At 63.5% G+C, this 15,539-nt stretch carries 12 protein-coding genes; 8 read left to right on the forward strand and 4 right to left on the reverse strand.

From position 1 onward, the window contains the following. Nucleotides 1-18: 18 nt before the first annotated feature. From BIO17B3_RS13900 to BIO17B3_RS13925, 6 genes are all read left to right on the forward strand, one after another. Nucleotides 19-1,293 (forward strand): DUF3443 family protein, encoded by a 1,275-nt coding sequence (locus tag BIO17B3_RS13900; protein ID WP_156054483.1) that lies wholly within the window; start codon nucleotides 19-21, stop codon nucleotides 1,291-1,293. 76 nt (nucleotides 1,294-1,369) lie between these two features. Next, the gene (locus BIO17B3_RS13905) at nucleotides 1,370-1,939 is read left to right on the forward strand and encodes a hypothetical protein (protein ID WP_156054484.1); all 570 of its coding nucleotides are present in this window, start codon (nucleotides 1,370-1,372) and stop codon (nucleotides 1,937-1,939) included. Nucleotides 1,940-1,974: 35 nt separating this feature from the next. Beyond that, nucleotides 1,975-3,078: a hypothetical protein gene (locus BIO17B3_RS13910; RefSeq protein WP_156054485.1), complete on the forward strand. Its 1,104-nt coding sequence runs from the start codon at nucleotides 1,975-1,977 to the stop codon at nucleotides 3,076-3,078. 33 nt (nucleotides 3,079-3,111) lie between these two features. Continuing rightward, entirely contained in the window at nucleotides 3,112-3,624 is a 513-nt protein-coding gene (locus BIO17B3_RS13915; RefSeq protein WP_156055297.1) for a shikimate kinase, read from the forward strand. Nucleotides 3,625-3,742: 118 nt separating this feature from the next. After that, nucleotides 3,743-4,855: a 3-dehydroquinate synthase gene (gene aroB, locus BIO17B3_RS13920; protein WP_156054486.1), complete on the forward strand. Its 1,113-nt coding sequence runs from the start codon at nucleotides 3,743-3,745 to the stop codon at nucleotides 4,853-4,855. Beyond that, nucleotides 4,852-5,991 carry a deoxyguanosinetriphosphate triphosphohydrolase gene (locus tag BIO17B3_RS13925; RefSeq protein WP_156054487.1) on the forward strand — a complete coding sequence of 380 codons (1,140 nt, stop codon included), beginning with the start codon at nucleotides 4,852-4,854 and terminating at the stop codon, nucleotides 5,989-5,991. Before aroB ends, BIO17B3_RS13925 begins: the two co-directional genes overlap by 4 nt. 72 nt (nucleotides 5,992-6,063) lie before the next feature. Here the strand turns inward: BIO17B3_RS13925 and BIO17B3_RS13930 are convergent, their stop codons facing one another. The 4 genes from BIO17B3_RS13930 to BIO17B3_RS13945 all read right to left on the reverse strand — a co-directional run bounded on the left by BIO17B3_RS13930 (nucleotide 6,064) and on the right by BIO17B3_RS13945 (nucleotide 12,223). Further along, nucleotides 6,064-7,410 carry a TolC family protein gene (locus tag BIO17B3_RS13930; protein WP_156054488.1) on the reverse strand — a complete coding sequence of 449 codons (1,347 nt, stop codon included), beginning with the start codon at nucleotides 7,408-7,410 and terminating at the stop codon, nucleotides 6,064-6,066. Continuing rightward, a complete protein-coding gene (locus BIO17B3_RS13935; RefSeq protein WP_156054489.1) occupies nucleotides 7,410-10,541 on the reverse strand; it encodes an efflux RND transporter permease subunit in 3,132 nt (1,043 codons plus the stop codon). Before BIO17B3_RS13935 ends, BIO17B3_RS13930 begins: the two co-directional genes overlap by 1 nt. Next, nucleotides 10,538-11,632, reverse strand: coding sequence for an efflux RND transporter periplasmic adaptor subunit (locus BIO17B3_RS13940; RefSeq protein ID WP_232054299.1), 1,095 nt, complete (start codon nucleotides 11,630-11,632; stop codon nucleotides 10,538-10,540). The genes BIO17B3_RS13935 and BIO17B3_RS13940 overlap by 4 nt, the downstream gene beginning before the upstream one ends. Nucleotides 11,633-11,731: 99 nt before the next feature. After that, nucleotides 11,732-12,223: a hypothetical protein gene (locus BIO17B3_RS13945; RefSeq protein ID WP_156054491.1), complete on the reverse strand. Its 492-nt coding sequence runs from the start codon at nucleotides 12,221-12,223 to the stop codon at nucleotides 11,732-11,734. 147 nt (nucleotides 12,224-12,370) lie between these two features. Here BIO17B3_RS13945 and recG point away from each other — a divergent pair, with 147 nt between their 5' ends. Together recG and BIO17B3_RS13955 are read left to right on the forward strand one after the other, a co-directional pair. Further along, a complete protein-coding gene (recG, locus tag BIO17B3_RS13950; RefSeq protein WP_156054492.1) occupies nucleotides 12,371-14,530 on the forward strand; it encodes an ATP-dependent DNA helicase RecG in 2,160 nt (719 codons plus the stop codon). A gap of 55 nt (nucleotides 14,531-14,585) precedes the next feature. Continuing rightward, nucleotides 14,586-15,533 (forward strand): hydrogen peroxide-inducible genes activator, encoded by a 948-nt coding sequence (locus BIO17B3_RS13955; protein WP_156054493.1) that lies wholly within the window; start codon nucleotides 14,586-14,588, stop codon nucleotides 15,531-15,533. Nucleotides 15,534-15,539: the final 6 nt, after the last annotated feature.

Consider the following 15,539-nt stretch of genomic DNA (forward strand, 5'->3'; position numbering starts at 1 on the left):
TACGTTGAGGGATAAACGATGCAGAACTTAGCTATGCGGAAGATGGGTTTGCCAATGCGGTATTTTGCTGCAACGTTTCTGGTTGCGATTCTGTCCGCCTGTGGCGGAGGCAATGGCACGGTTGCGACTGCGCCGCCGCCCACTCCGAATCAAGTGCCCATATCCGTTGAAATGTTCAATTTGAACAACCCATTTCCTAATCGGCCCTATGTCACCGTGAAGGTTTGTGACGCGCAAAACAATTGCCAAGATATAGACCATGTACTGCTCGACACCGGGTCGACAGGTTTACGCATCATGCCAGGTGTGTTGAATATAACGTTGCCCGCGCAGACCTATACCAATGGTGACCCGGTAGCTGAATGCATGCAATATGGTGCCGGGTACTTCTGGGGGGCTCAACGGATTGCGACTCTCAAGATGGCGGGAGAGGTCGCGGCTAACATCCCGGTAACTGTGGCGGGCGATTCGAGCATCCCTGTCAGCGCGCCACCAGGATGCGCAGCGACGGGTCCCAACGCCATCGCTGGGTTGCCCGAGTTCAAAGGAATTCTGGGTATTGGACCGCAAAAAACCGACTGTGGCAGCAGTTGTGAACAGTCGAACACAGCACAAATGTATTTTTCTTGCCAGGGAGGATCCTCGGGCAGTTGCAAAGCGGTGACCATGCCCGTAGCAATGCAAACCCCAAACCCGGTAAGTCAATTTGCTACTGATAACAATGGAACCGTGATCACCTTTCCTGCCGCGAATGGAAACCAGAGTCAGATGACTGGCACACTACTCTTCGGTATCGGAACACAACCCAACAATAGCTTGAGCGGAGTGCAGGTTTATCACTCCAGTGTCCCAGGGGTTAAATTTCCTCTGCTTGCTGCGAATATTGCTGGCGATGCAAGTTTTGCATTTTTAGATACAGGAACGAACGCCTACGTTTTGGCGCAGACGGGAAGCGCGGTTATCAATAGCCGTCCTCCATTCATGCAGGCTATATCAGGTCTAGCAGTCTGCGGTCAATCAGGAGGGCCATATTGCCCGCCTATCCCGGCTACGGTGCAAATCCGTTTGAATGGCAGCAACGGTAATCCTACTAGCTGGCAAACAATTACCCTTGCAGATCCAACTACGGCATTTCAGAAAAATTTACCAGTGATTCCGACGCTTGCATTTCAAAATTCAGATTTCCCAGGCTATTCTACTCTGGGACTTCCTTTTTATTTTGGTAGAACGGTTGCGACGGCGATTTCCGGTGCCAAAACTAGCTATGGAATAGGGCCATACTGGGCATTTTAGAAAATATTTTTAATTGAATAAGGCTTTATTATTTATCTGCTTTTTGGCTAATAACAGGCTACGATTTGGGGGTTCTATGAGCATTTTTCTTAAACAATCCGCGTATGTCATCGGTGGTTTGGCGATTGCAGCAATTCTTGCTTCCTGTGGTGGTGGAGGTACTGGTAGTGCTGGTACGCCGCTGCTTGGTAGTAAAAACACCAATACTGCGACTTTGCAATGGTTGGCGCAAGGAAAGCTCAATCCTTCCCTGGTTCCTATGAATGTCCCTGTGACAGTCGTTTACCAACAACTCGATCCTTATCAACATCCTGTACCTGGGCAGGTCGTTACGTTCTACGCTAGTAACCCCTCGCTAGTGCAGTGTTTTTCACAAACTACGCCCCCAACCTACAACCCTTCCTGCACAGCTTCGACGGATTCAAACGGGATGGCACAAATGATTATCCAAGCGGCGCCACTTAATGCTGCCGCCACGATATATCCCAGTGTAAGTTTTTCGATTCAGGTTGTGACTTCGCAAGTCCCGGTAACGGTTAGTCCCTCTGCTAGTGCGCCTTTCCAATTTGCAAGTGCAGTCCAGTATTCCAAACAGACTACCTTGATTGGCTCGCCAATAGGCTGGACCTTCGTACCTTTGCAATAAATTGAAAGTAATCATCCAAAATTGAGGTGACCGCCATGAAAATGAACCATAAAAACGTGCTGCTCTCGGGTGCGTGCGCTGTACTGATGTCTGGGTGCGGAGGCGGTGGAGGTACGCCGACGCCTTCCTATAATTCAACTATCGCTCAACCTAGTTTGCCAGGTACTGTCGTGCAAGTTCTTCAGGGTAACACCGGTGGAGTTTCCGCAATTCCTGCCAACAGTGATGGTAGTTACAATATTTCAGATACCACGCCTGTGATCGTACAAACACAAACTACACAGGGATTGACTCAATCGGTTTCCTGGGGGTTTTCGGCAATTGACGCGTCTGCGCTTAATTATGTTCCTTTGTCAGCGGGCGGATATCAAATAGCCGGCTCTACCGATCCGATTTTGCAGCAAATTGGATTTTCCGGTTTGGCTACCGTTCCTAGTGTTGTCTCAAATCCAACGGGCGGTTCGCCCCTTGAATTTAAGTCTCTTATTGCGCCAGGGGGAACACTTATTCTTGGCCTTGGGCAAAACCTCACTCTTGCATCTGCTCCGTTCCAGACGAACGCTGTTTTCCGTGTGGTGAGTGCTTACGCAGGGAATTGGGCTGTTTCTTATATGTCGGCTGGTGCTACCCCTGCCTATTCGGGTACGTGTCAAGTCAATGTATCGGCTTCCGGAGTCGTATCGGGATCTTGCAATGACGCGACCTTGGGCACGTTCCCTGTAACAGGACGAGATTATGGTTCTGGCAATGCGATGGGGTTACAGTTCCAAGACGTCAAGGGCGTTGTCAATTTTTTCTCTGGAGTGTCTCCTGTTTCGTCAAATGCACTTCAAGGTAAGACTAATATCTTTGTGAACTCGAGTAGTACCACAACAGGTGGCACAGCAGGCTCCAGTTCTAATACGGTAACAAGCATCTATGCAGAAGATCCCTTCGCTTGCCAGCTTATTCCTGGGAACACTTTTATTCAAATTGCAAACCCGGCGACTTGCGCCTCGAGTTATACCGTTTTGTTTGGATCGACAACAGGTTCTTCGTCAACGCCAGCCAGCACATCCACGGGCGCAACAAACTCAAATACCAGCGGCACATCGGGCACTGGCGTGCCTGTGACTTGGACTGCAAGTAAAACATCCTGATTTGAGGTGTCTCGCATCTACCTCGTAGGCCTCATGGGCGCCGGCAAGACCACCGTCGGTCGCACGCTCGCGCAACGAGTCGGCCTTCGGTTCATCGACAGCGACCATGAGATCGAGCGCGAGCAGGGTTGCACGATTTCCACGCTGTTTTCTCGGCTGGGCGAGGCGGGGTTTCGCGACATCGAGGCGCGTGCCATTGACGCGCTGACGCAGCTTGAGGGCATCGTGCTCGCTACCGGGGGCGGTGCGGTGCTGCGGCCGGAAAACCGCAAGGCGCTGCACGAACGGGGTACGGTGGTCTATCTGCGCGCCAGCCCGGACGATCTTGCGCATCGCTTGCGCAACGACCGCAATCGGCCTTTGCTGCAACAAGGCGATGCGCGGGCCAAGCTGCATGAATTGTTTCGTGTGCGCGATCCTCTGTATCGGGAGACGGCGCATTTCGTGATGGACACGGGGCGGCCTTCTCCGGCCCTGCTGACCAATATGGTGCAGATGCAGCTTGAACTCGCCGGGGTGTTGTCGGCGGCAGATCGGCGAGATTGAGTGCACGGGCGCGAGGACGCTGGCCCGGCAGGGAGAGTCCTTGGCGCTTGGCCGCACTTCGATGCGTCCTTGACGCGGCTTTCTACAATCGGGTCCTGCTTCAGAACAGGATGCTCACATGACCACGGTTCGCATCGCGCTCGACACCCGCGCGTATGACATTCGCATCGCCAGCGGCTTGCTGGGTGCGCCCGACACTTTCGCTGCGGTTGCCTCGCCCAAGGGCACGGCGCTGATTGTGACCAACACCACGGTGGCCCCGCTTTATGCAGCGCGGCTGGAGCAAAGTCTGCAACCGCATTTCGCGCGGGTGCTGCGCTGCACTCTGCCTGATGGCGAGGAATACAAAAATTGGGAGACGCTTGACCAGATCTTCACCGATCTGCTGCGCCACCAGTGCGACCGCAAGACCACGCTGTTCGCGCTGGGTGGCGGGGTGATTGGTGACATGACGGGCTTTGCCGCCGCCAGTTATATGCGGGGCGTGCCTTTCGTGCAGGTGCCCACCACGCTGCTGGCGCAGGTGGATTCTTCGGTGGGCGGGAAGACCGCGATCAACCATCCGCTGGGCAAGAACATGATCGGGGCCTTCTATCAACCCCGGCTGGTGGTGGCCGATCTGTCCACCTTGCACACCCTGCCGCCGCGCGAACTGTCGGCCGGTTTGGCTGAGGTCATCAAGCACGCGGCGATTGCCGATGTCGATTTCCTCGCCTGGCTCGAAGCGCATATCGACGCGCTCAGGGCGCAGGACGCCGCCGCCCTGGCCGAGGCCGTGGCGCGCTGCTGCCGCATCAAGGCGCAGGTGGTGGCGCAGGACGAAACCGAGACCGGGCTGCGCGCCATCCTCAACTTCGGCCACACCTTTGGTCACGCCATCGAGGCCGGTATGGGCTATGGCAACTGGCTGCACGGCGAAGCGGTGGGCGCGGGCATGGTGCTGGCGGCCGACCTGTCGGTGCGTCTGGGCCTGCTCGCCCCTGCGGATGCCGAGCGGCTGGCGCGGCTGATCGCCCGCGCCGGTCTGCCCGTGCGCGCCCCTGACCTGGGCGCCGAGCGCTGGGCCGAGTGGATGCAGGTGGACAAAAAGACCGAGGGCGGCGAAGTGCGTTTTGTGCTGCTCAACGGGCTGGGACGCCCTGTGCTGCGCGCCGCGCCCATGACGGAAGCGCAGGCCAGCATAGCCGCGCATCTGCAGCCGTCGCAGCCCCAAGCCGTGCCCTCGGCATGACGCTTGCCACCTACGCCTGTGTTGAGGCCACCTCTCGCGGGCGTGAACATGCCGAACCGCCGCCGCTGGATCGCACCGGCTACCAGCGCGACCGCGACCGCATCATCCACAGCTCGGCCTTTCGGCGGCTGGAATATAAAACCCAGGTGTTTCTCAACCACGAGGGAGATCTGTTCCGCACCCGCCTGACGCATAGTCTGGAAGTCGCGCAAATCGCCCGCGCGCTCGCCCGGGCGCTGCGCTTGAACGAAGATCTCACCGAGGCTTTGGCTCTGGCGCACGATCTGGGACACACGCCTTTCGGCCATGCCGGGCAGGATGCGTTGGGCGCCTGCATGCGAAAACATGCCCCCCAGGGCGGCGGTTTCGAGCACAACCTGCAATCGCTGCGCGTGGTCACCACACTGGAAGAGCGCTACGCCGCCTTCAACGGCCTGAACCTCAGCTTCGAGACCCGTGAGGGTGTGCTCAAACATTGCTCGCGGCGCAACGCCGAACATCTGGGCGAAATCGGCGCGCGCTTTCTGCAGGGCGGCCAACCCAGTCTGGAAGCGCAGATCACCAATCTGGCCGACGCCATCGCCTACAACAATCACGACATCGACGACGGCCTGCGCGCTGGGCTGATCGACCTGGAGGAGCTGCAGACGGTGCCGTTCTTCGCCGGGCACCTCGACGCCGTGCAACGCGCCTACCCGGCCGTGCAGGGGCGGCGGCGGGTGGCCGAAACCATCCGCCGCATGATCTCGGCGCTCATTGCCGACCTGGTGGCCGAAACGGCGCAGCGCATCCGTCAGTCGGGCGTCGATTCGCCCGACGCCGTGCGTGCCGCGCCGCCACTGGCGGCCTTCAGCGCGCCGGTGCAAGAGCAGTTGCAGCAGCTCCAGCAGCTTCTGCTGCATCGCCTCTACCGACATCCCGACGTGCTGCGCAACACTACCAAGGCGCAGCGATTGCTCACCGAATTATTTGAGGCCTATCACGCCGATACGCGCCTGCTGCCGCGCGCCTATCAGCGGGAGGACGCTGTCCGCCAGCCCCGCGCCATCGCCGACTATCTGGCCGGCATGACCGACCGCTACGCCATCCGCGAGCACCAGCGCCTGTTTTCCATGCGCGACTGGCCGGTGTATTGAACCCAGACAGCCCATCAGGGGGGCTCTGTCCTCGCAGGTTCGACGGCGGGCGGTTAGGGGCAAATGCATTGCCTACGGCGTCAGCTCGTAAAGCAAGCCGGTTTGCAGCTTGAGTTGAGCGCTGGAGGTCGCCGCGTCGAAACGCGATTGCAGCACGAGCCGCGTGGACTCCAGCGCACTGCGCCGGGCGAGCAGCCAGTCCGACAGACCAGCTTCGCCCAACTGATAGGCGCGCAACATGCGATTGCTGGCCTGGGTCTGCACCTGCGCGGCCTGTTCGGTGGCTTTGACCGCAGCCCCCTGCGCCTGTGCATCGGCGTAAAGCCGCTGGAAGTCCGCTTCGGCCTGCGCTTGCAGATCGCGCAGACGCCACTGCGCGGCATCCGCTTCTGCCAGCGCGGCCCGCTCTTGCGACACGCGCGCCGAGCCGCCAAACGGCATGGCGAACTGCAGGCCGACGATGCGCTCGCTGCCCCCGCGGTCCGACCCGATGTAGGCGCCCACCGTCGGTTGCGGCGTGCGCGCGGCGTGGGCTTGCGCTGCCATCGCCTGCGCCTTTTGCAGCATGGCGCGCTGTTGGATCAGCAACGGGCTGGCTTGCACCGCCCGCGCGCTCAGTTGCTCGGCGTTCAGGGTAGGCAGTGCGAGCGCGCCGGGATCGTTCTGACCTTGCAGACTGCCGCCGCGCGACAGCGCCGGATAGCGCGAAAACAAGGCGGCGCGGCTGCTGGCCGCCATGCCCTGCGCGAGCAGCAGGGTCGATTGCGCCCGGGCCTGTTCGGCCTGCATCTGCTCCAGCTCCAGCACGCTGGCGTCCCCCAGAGACTGGCGACGTTGCAGCGCCTTGACCTGGGCATTGATCAAGTCGAGATCCTGCTGCGCCAGCACGGCCTCGGCCTGCGCGCGCTGGGCCGCGAACCAGGCGGTCAGCAAGGCGCCGAGAAACTGCTGGCGCGTCGCGACCAGTGCGGCCTGCGCCGAAGTCTGCAAGGCCTCGGCCATGCGGCCATCGGCCTGCGCCTGCGACGGCAGACGCAACTGGCGGTTGATGAGCAACTGCCATTCGTTGTAGCGCCCGCTGTCGGGCAGTGACTCGATGCGGCGCTGCTGTACCTGCGCCTGACCGGTGAACTCGTTGGTTCCGGCGCGCAGCACGGCGCCGTTTTGCGCGGCAGCCTGTTGCAGGGCTTGCGCCTCTTGCAGCGCGGGTGTTTCGGTCAGGATCTGGTCCACCGCGGCGATTTGCGGCAGAGTCGGGCTGGGCAGTTCGCTCAAGGCGGGCAGGGCGGCTTGCAGCGAAGGCGTATCCGCCGACTTGGCCCATGCCTTCTCGGCGCCCCAGGAGGGAGCTGCGGTCAGCGTAAGGGCAAGCGCGGCACTCAATGCACTCAAGGTAAAGGGTTTGGATAGCGGTTTCATCAGACGTTCTCCGTCTTTTGGGTTGCGGCTTCGGTCTCGCGCGCAATGCGCGGCAGACCGAAGCGGGCAAACATCAGGGGCAGCAGCACCAGGGTCAGGGCGGTGGAAGTGATCAATCCGCCGATGACCACGATGGCCAGCGGCTTTTGGATTTCCGAGCCCGGCCCGGTGGCCGAGAGCAGGGGGATGAGGCTGAACGCGGTGATGGTGGCGGTCATCATCACCGGCCGCAGTCGGCGCATGGCGCCATCGCGCACGGCCTGCGCCAACGGAAGCCCGCGCTGCAGCAGCTCGTTGAAATGGCTGACCAGCACCACGCCGTTGAGCACGGCAATGCCCAGCAACGCGATGAAGCCCACCGAGGCAGGCACCGACATGTATTGGCCGCTGGCCCACAGTGCAATCACCCCGCCGACGAGAGCGAAGGGAATGTTGGCGAACACCAGCACCGATTGCCGTACGGAGCCGAACGTGGTCATCAGCAGCACAAAAATCAGCGCCAACGCCACTGGCACCACCAGCCCCAGGCGCGCAGCGGCGCGTTGCTGGTTCTCGAACTGGCCTCCCCACTCCAGCCGTGTTCCTTCCGGCAGCTTCACCTTGGTGGCCACGGCCTGCTTGGCATCGGCCACATAGCTCACCAGATCGCGCCCGCTGACATTGGCCTGCACCGCGGCAAAACGGCTGCCGTCTTCATGCGCCACCAGCACCGGGCCTTGCGTGGGGGTGAGGCGGGCGAGTTGCGACAGCGGGTAGGCGGTGCCATCCGGCGCGGTGATCGATACCTGGGCAAACGCCTGCGGATTGCTGCGCAGATCGGCGCCCCCGCGCAGCAGCAGCGGGGTGCGGCGCACGCCTTCGAGCACCATGCCCTGCGGCTGGCCTTCGACCAGGGCGCGCAGGTCTTGCTGCAGGCTGTCCACATCGAACCCGGCGCGGCCCGCGGCAAGACGATCGACCTGCACGGTGAGGTATTGCACGCCTTCCGGTCGGGCGGCGAGCACTTCCTGCGCGCCGGGCACGGCTTTGAGCGTCTCGGCCACCTGTTGCGACAGATCGCCCAGCTGGGCGATGTCGGGGCCGAAGATTTTCACCACCAGATCGCCGCGGCTACCCGTGAGCATTTCGGACACGCGCATCTCGATCGGCTGGGTGAAGCCGAAGTCCACGCCGGGGAAGCGTTCCAGCACCTTGCGCATGGCCTCGATCACCTCGTCTTTGCTGCCGCGCCACTGCGACATGGGTTTGAGCACCAGGAAAGTGTCGGTTTCGTTCAGCCCCATGGGGTCGAGGCCCAGATCGTCCGAGCCGCTGCGGGCGACGATGGACTTGATCTCGGGTACCTCTTTGAGCAGCGCCTGCTGCACCCGCAGATCGAGCGCGGCGGTAGCGCCCAGGCTGACCGAGGGCAGCTTTTGCAGTTGCACGATCACATCGCCTTCATCGAGCGTGGGCATGAAAGTCTTGCCCACCCGGGTGTAGGCCCAGCCTGCGGCCACGAGCGACAGCAGCGCCACGGTCACGACGACACGGGTGTGATTGAAGCTCCAGTCCAGCACGCGCCGATAACCAGCAGAGAGCTTGCGCACCAGCCAGGGGTCGGTGTGCGACGCGGTCTTGAGCAGTAAAGAGGCCATCACCGGAACGATGGTCAGCGCAATGAGCAGCGACGCGCCCAGCGCGAACACGATGGTCAGCGCCACGGGGCGGAACAGCTTGCCCTCCAGCCCTTCGAGGGTGAGCAGCGGTAAAAAGACGATGGCGATGATGGCCACGCCCGACAGCACCGGCCCCGACACTTCCGACACCCCGCGCAGGATGCGTCCCAGCCGGTCGGTGGTGGCGCCGCCCGGGTTGCGATCCGGCGCGTGTTGCGGGTCGTGGCTCATGTGGTTCACCAGGTTTTCCACCACCACCACGGCGGCATCGACCAGCATGCCCAGCGCAATGGCCAGACCGCCCAGGCTCATGAGGTTGGCGCTCAGTCCAAACCAGCGCATGAGGATAAAAGTCGCCAACGCCGATAGCGGCAGGGTGATGGCCACGACGAGGGCTGCGCGCCAGTTGCCGAGGAACAGCAGCAGCATGACGATCACCAGCACTACGGCCTCTCCCAGAGCTTCGAGCACGGTACCCACGGCGCGCTCGACCAGCTGGCTGCGGTCGTAGAACACCTTGATGGTCATGCCTTGGGGCAGACGCGGCTCCAGCTCGGCCAGGCGTGCTTTCACCCCGTGGATCACCTGCTGCGCATTGGCACCGCGCAGGCCGAGCACAATGCCCTCGACCGCCTCGCCCTTGCCGTTTGCGGTGACGATGCCGTAGCGCGTGCTGCTGTCCACACTGACCTGCGCCACATCGCTGATGCGCACCGGCGTGCCACGCACATTGGCGACGACGGTGTTGCGAATGTCGTCGGCATTGGCGAATGCGCCCTGCACCCGCACGATGCGGGTTTCTTCGCCTTCGTCCAGGCGGCCGGCGCCGTCATTGCTGTTGTTGACCTGCAGCGCGGTGCGCAACTGATTGAGCGACAGTCCCCAGGCCGCCAGCCGCGCCGGATCGGGCTGCACCGCGAAGGCGCGTACATCGCCACCGAGCATGTTCACATCGGCCACGCCGGGCACGGTGCGCAGCACCGGGCGGATGAGCCATTGCAGCGCGCTGCGCTTCTCTTCCAGGCTGGCCGGTCCCTCGATGGTGAACATGTACAGGTCGGACAAAGGCGTGGTGATGGGGGCGAGCCCGCCCATCGCCGATGTTGGCAGGTCGCCGCGCACATTCGCCAGAGCCTCTCCCACCTGTTGACGCGCCCAATACACATCGGTGCCCTCGACGAAATCCACCGTGATGTCGGCAATGCCGTACTTCGACACCGAACGCACGATGCGCTTGTTGGCAATGCCCAGCACCTCTTGCTCGATGGGCAGGACAACCCGCGTCTCCACCTCTTCCGGGGTCATGCCCGGCACTTTCATGATGACTTTCACCTGCGGCGAAGACACGTCGGGAAAGGCGTCGATGGGCAGCGCGCGCCAGGCAAAAATGCCGCCCGCCACCAGCGCTAGCATCGCGCCGAGGGTCAGCAGGCGTTGGCGCAGCGCGCCATGCGTGAGAAACATCAAATTCATGGCGCCACCTCGCCAGCGGCCGCCTTGATCGCCACGACGCCAGTGGCGGCCACCTTGTCGCCAGCCTTCAGCGGGCCGCTGACCATCACCGCGTCATTCAGACGACCGGCCACGGTAACCGGCACGATGCGAAAGCCCTGTTTCGTCACCGTGAGCACGACATCGCGGCCATTGATCTGCGTCACCGCGGCGGGCGGCACACGCCACACCCCGGCTTGCGTCGGCAGGTTCAAGCGCGCCTGCACCACGGCGCCCGCTTGCAGACCGCCGGATTGGTTGACGCGCACGCGAATCAGCACGCTCTGCCCCGCGTTCAGCGCGGTGGACTTGGCCTGCACCACCCCTCGCGCCTGCAGTGCGGGCACCTCCACTTCGGCGCCCACCTGAATGCCGCTCGCCTGCTGTGGGCTGGCTTCCATTTCCAGCCACAACTGGCCTTGCTGCGCAATGCGGAACAGCGGCGCGGCCATATCGACCCGCTGGCCTGGCAAGGCGGTGGTTTCGGTGATGACCCCGGCGATGGGGGCGCGCAAGAGGGCCAAGCCGTTGAGCGCAGCGCCGCCTGCGGCCAGCTTGAGCGCCAGATTGCGCTCGGCCAGCATGGCTTGCGCCTCGCGGCTTTGCGCGCGTGCAGCCTCGAGCCGGGCGCCGGGCACGATGCCCTCGTTCACCAGCGTGGTGTCGCGCTGCAACTGGCGCTGCGCCAGGTCGTATCGGCTTTGCGCCTCGCTGCGCTCGCGCTGCAACTGGGCGATTTGCGGGCTGCTGAGCTCGGCCAGCGGCTGGCCACTTTTCACCGTATCGCCCGGGTTGACCAGCAGGCGGGTGATCATTCCGGCGGCAGGAGCAGAAACAACAGCCTGCTGCGACAGCGGCACGGCCACGCGGGCGGGCAGGTCGATCTGCGCGGCCGCGGCGGCCTGCACCGTGGCAAGCCGCACGCCGAGCGCGGTCTGCTGGTCGGCCGTCATGGCGATAACGCCGGGCGAGGCGGGTTGTGCGGCAGCAGGCAGGGAAACGAGCGCCAGGCTCAACAGGCTGGCGGACACGGCGCACGCCAACGGGCTGCGCGACAAAAAGAATTGGGGCATCTTGCATCCCGGCCATGCGCCGGGCTCCATCTGGGGCTGAGTGGCATCGTCCGCGTGACAGGTTGCACCTGTGTTTCACGCGTGTTGCGGCAGAAAAAATCAGACCAGAGTGGAGGGCGGAGCCTGACCGGGGGGCGGCAGGCCGTGGTGGACGCGCGGAAGCGCGTCGTTAGAGAGTTGCGGCCAAGAAATGAGCGCGGTGACGGCCAAGGAGTGCTGTGACGCGAAAGCAAACGTCGGCAGCACGACTTCGGTGTCGATCAATACGCTGGCCAGGCGGATCTGGGAGAGCCGGGATTGGGCGATGCCCGAGGCCAGTTCCACATCGCTGGGCTCGGGGGTCTGCAGCGCAAAGCCCGACTGCTGCGCCGTGTGCTGAGGGTGGCTGGCAAGGCAGGCCAGGCCGTCGGGACTTGATTGCAAACTGAATTGCGGACTGGCCTGCACTTCCGCCGCGGCCGTCAGCGCATGAATGTGCCAGCCGCTTTGCACCGGCTGGCCCAGATGCCCATGAATGAATGGCGCCAAACCAAGCAGCAGCACCAGCATGGAGAACCAGGCTGTGCGCAGAGTGGAGAGGGCTTTGGACATGGGCAAAATACGTAAATTTGTAACAACTATAACGAGACCCACAAAAACCCGTGGGGATGGGGGGATTATTGGGGGCTCGGCATCCAGCGGGTGCGCAATGCCGGGCTCAGGCGCAGACAACGTCCCTGTCATTTTTAGAATGCTTCGATGACCGCCGCGCGCAAGCCCTCTCAGCAAGACCCTACTGCCGATCCGCCGCAGCGGGCAAGCGCGCCTCGCAAAGACCCGGCGGGCAAGGCCAAACCGGCACGGCCCACGCCGCTCGCCCGGCTGGGTCTGCACACCGACTGGGACCTTGCGCTGCATCTGCCGCTGCGCTATGAGGATGAAACGCGGCTCACGCCGCTGGATGCGCTGCGCGACGGTGAGCTTGTCACTACGGATGCCGTGGTGACCCAGGCGCAGGTGCAGGGCCGCGCGCCGCGTCGGCAGTTGCTGGTGCGGTTGCAAGACCCGGAAGCGGGCGACGCCATCCTCACCCTGCGGCTGTTCCACTTCTACCCCAATCAGCTCAAAACCTTGCAGCCCGGGGTGCGACTGCGGGTGCATGGGCCGGTGCGGCAGGGCTTGTTTGGCTGGGAGATGGTGCACCCGACCTGGAAGTTGGTGGACGCCAACGCGCCCCTGCCGAGCACGCTCACGCCGGTCTATCCCACCACGGCCGGCGTGCCGCAAAGTTATTTGCGCAAGGCCGTGGCTGGAGCGCTCGAGCGGCTGGTCTGGCACGACACCGTGCCGCAGGAGGAGCTGACACGCCATCATCTGCCCGATCTGCCTTCGAGCCTGCGCATCCTGCATGCCCCGCCAGCCGCGGCCTTGCCCGCGCTGGAAGCGGGCGCGCATCCGGCGCAACGGCGTTTGAAGTTCGACGAATTGCTGGCCCAGCAACTGGCCCAGCAGCAGGCCCGCGCGCAGCGACAGCGGTGGAAGGCGCCGGCACTGCCCGCCGCGGCCGAGGCGCACAGACTCCCGGCGCTGCTGCGGGCGGCCATCCCCTTCACCCTCACGGCGGCTCAGGAGCGCTGCGTGGCCGAAATCGCCGCCGACCTGGCGCAGTCCGCGCCGATGCATCGGCTGCTGCAGGGCGACGTGGGCAGCGGCAAGACCGTCGTGGCCGCGCTCGCGGCGGCGCAGGCTGTGGCGGCCGGCTGGCAGTGCGCGCTCATGGCGCCCACCGAAATTCTCGCGGCGCAACATGCGCGCAAGCTCGCCGACTGGCTGGAGCCGCTGGGCGTGGGTGTCGCCTGGCTTTCGGGCAGCCAGACGAAAAAAGAGCGCGAGGCGGCGCTGCAGCGCGTGGCCAGCGGGGAGGCGCAGCTCGTGCTGGGCACCCACGCCGTCATTCAGGCGCAGGTGCGTTTTGCCCGGCTGGGGCTGGCGATCGTGGACGAGCAGCATCGCTTCGGCGTGGCGCAGCGCTTGGCCTTGCGCGACAGCCTGCGCGCGGGCACGCAGGACAGCGGCCTGCAGCCGCATCTGCTGATGATGAGCGCCACGCCCATTCCGCGCACCCTGGCCATGGCGCTGTTTGGCGATCTGGACGTGTCCACCATCGATGTCTTGCCGCCGGGCAGAACGCCGGTGCGCACCAGCGTGGTCAGCGCGGACCGGCGCGACGAACTCATCGCCCGGGTCGGCGCGTTGACCGCGCAGGGGCGGCAGGCCTATTGGGTTTGCCCGCTCGTTGAGGAAAGCGAGACGCTCGATCTGCAAAACGCCGTGGCCACCCACGCCGAACTCAGCGCCGCGCTGGCGACGAGGCCCGGTCAGGGGGCGCTGCAAGTCGGCCTGCTGCACGGGCGCATGAAGGCGCAGGAAAAGCGCGCCACCATGCAGGCGTTCAGCGCGGGCGAAATCGGCCTGCTCGTCGCCACCACCGTCATCGAGGTGGGAGTGGACGTGCCCAACGCCAGCCTGATGGTGATCGAACATGCCGAGCGCTTCGGGCTGTCGCAGTTGCACCAGCTGCGCGGGCGGGTGGGGCGGGGTGCGGCGCAGTCGGATTGCGTGCTGCTGTTCACCTCGCCGCTGTCACCCACGGCGCGCCAGCGCCTGGGGGCGATGCGCGAACTCACCGACGGCTTCGCCCTGGCGCAGAAAGACCTGGAACTGCGCGGGCCGGGCGAACTGCTGGGCCTGCGGCAGTCGGGCGTGCCCGGCCTGCGCTACGCCGATCTGGCGCAAGACATCGATCTGCTCGAAGCCGCCCGCGACACCGCGCAACGTCTGCTGGTCGCCGCGCCCGAAGCCGCCCGGCAACACGCCGCGCGCTGGCTGGGCGAAGGGTTCGACTGGTTGAGCGCCTGAGGTGTAATTGCATTGATTAACACAATCTGACCGCGTTTCTGTTTTAATTCTTTCTATGACTCTGACAGAATTACGCTATATCGTCGCCGTCGCTCGCGAGCGGCATTTTGGCCGGGCTGCCGAGGCCTGTTTCGTCAGCCAGCCCACCTTGTCGGTCGCCATCAAAAAGCTCGAGGAAGAACTTGATGTGCGTCTGTTCGAGCGCGGCGGCAATGAGGTGAGCATCACGCCCATCGGCGCGGAAATCGTCGAGCAGGCGCAGCGCGTCATCGAGCAGGCGGCGGCGATCAAAGAGATCGCCAAGCGCGGCAAAGATCCGCTGGCCGGGCCGCTGCGGCTGGGGGTGATCTACACCATTGCGCCCTATCTGCTGCCCGAGCTGGTGCGCAACGTCATCAAGCGCAGCCCGCAGATGCCGCTGATGCTGCAGGAAAACTTCACCACCCGCCTACTGGAAATGTTGCGCACCGGCGAGCTTGACGCGGCCATTCTGGCCGAGCCGTTCCCCGATCAGGGGCTGGCGGTTACGCCGCTGTATGACGAGCCCTTCCTCGTGGCCGTGCCGCGCACCCATGCGATGGCGACCTGCAAGGAGCTGAGCGCCGAGGCGATCAAGGACGAGACCATGCTGTTGCTCGGCACCGGCCACTGCTTTCGCGACCATGTGCTCGAAGTCTGCCCGGAATTCGCCCGGTTTTCGCCCAGCTCGGAAGGCATCCGCAAGAGTTTCGAGGGCTCGTCGCTGGAGACCATCAAGCAGATGGTGGCCTCGGGCATGGGCATCACCGTGGTGCCCAAGCTGTCGGTGCCGCGGCAGGACGTGCCGCATGCGGCCGATCCGAGCACCGATCACGTTTGTTATGTGCCGTTTTCCGATCCGCCGCCCACGCGCCGCGTGGTGCTGGTGTGGCGCAAGAGCTTCACCCGGCATGAAGCCATTGCCGCGCTGCGGCAGGCCGTCATGGCCTGCGATCTGCAGGGCGTCACTTTGCTGATGCCCTGAAGGAGC

The sequence above is a fragment of the Thiomonas sp. OC7 genome (assembly GCF_900634595.1).
GTDB classification, from domain to species: Bacteria; Pseudomonadota; Gammaproteobacteria; order Burkholderiales; family Burkholderiaceae_C; genus Thiomonas; species Thiomonas arsenitoxydans.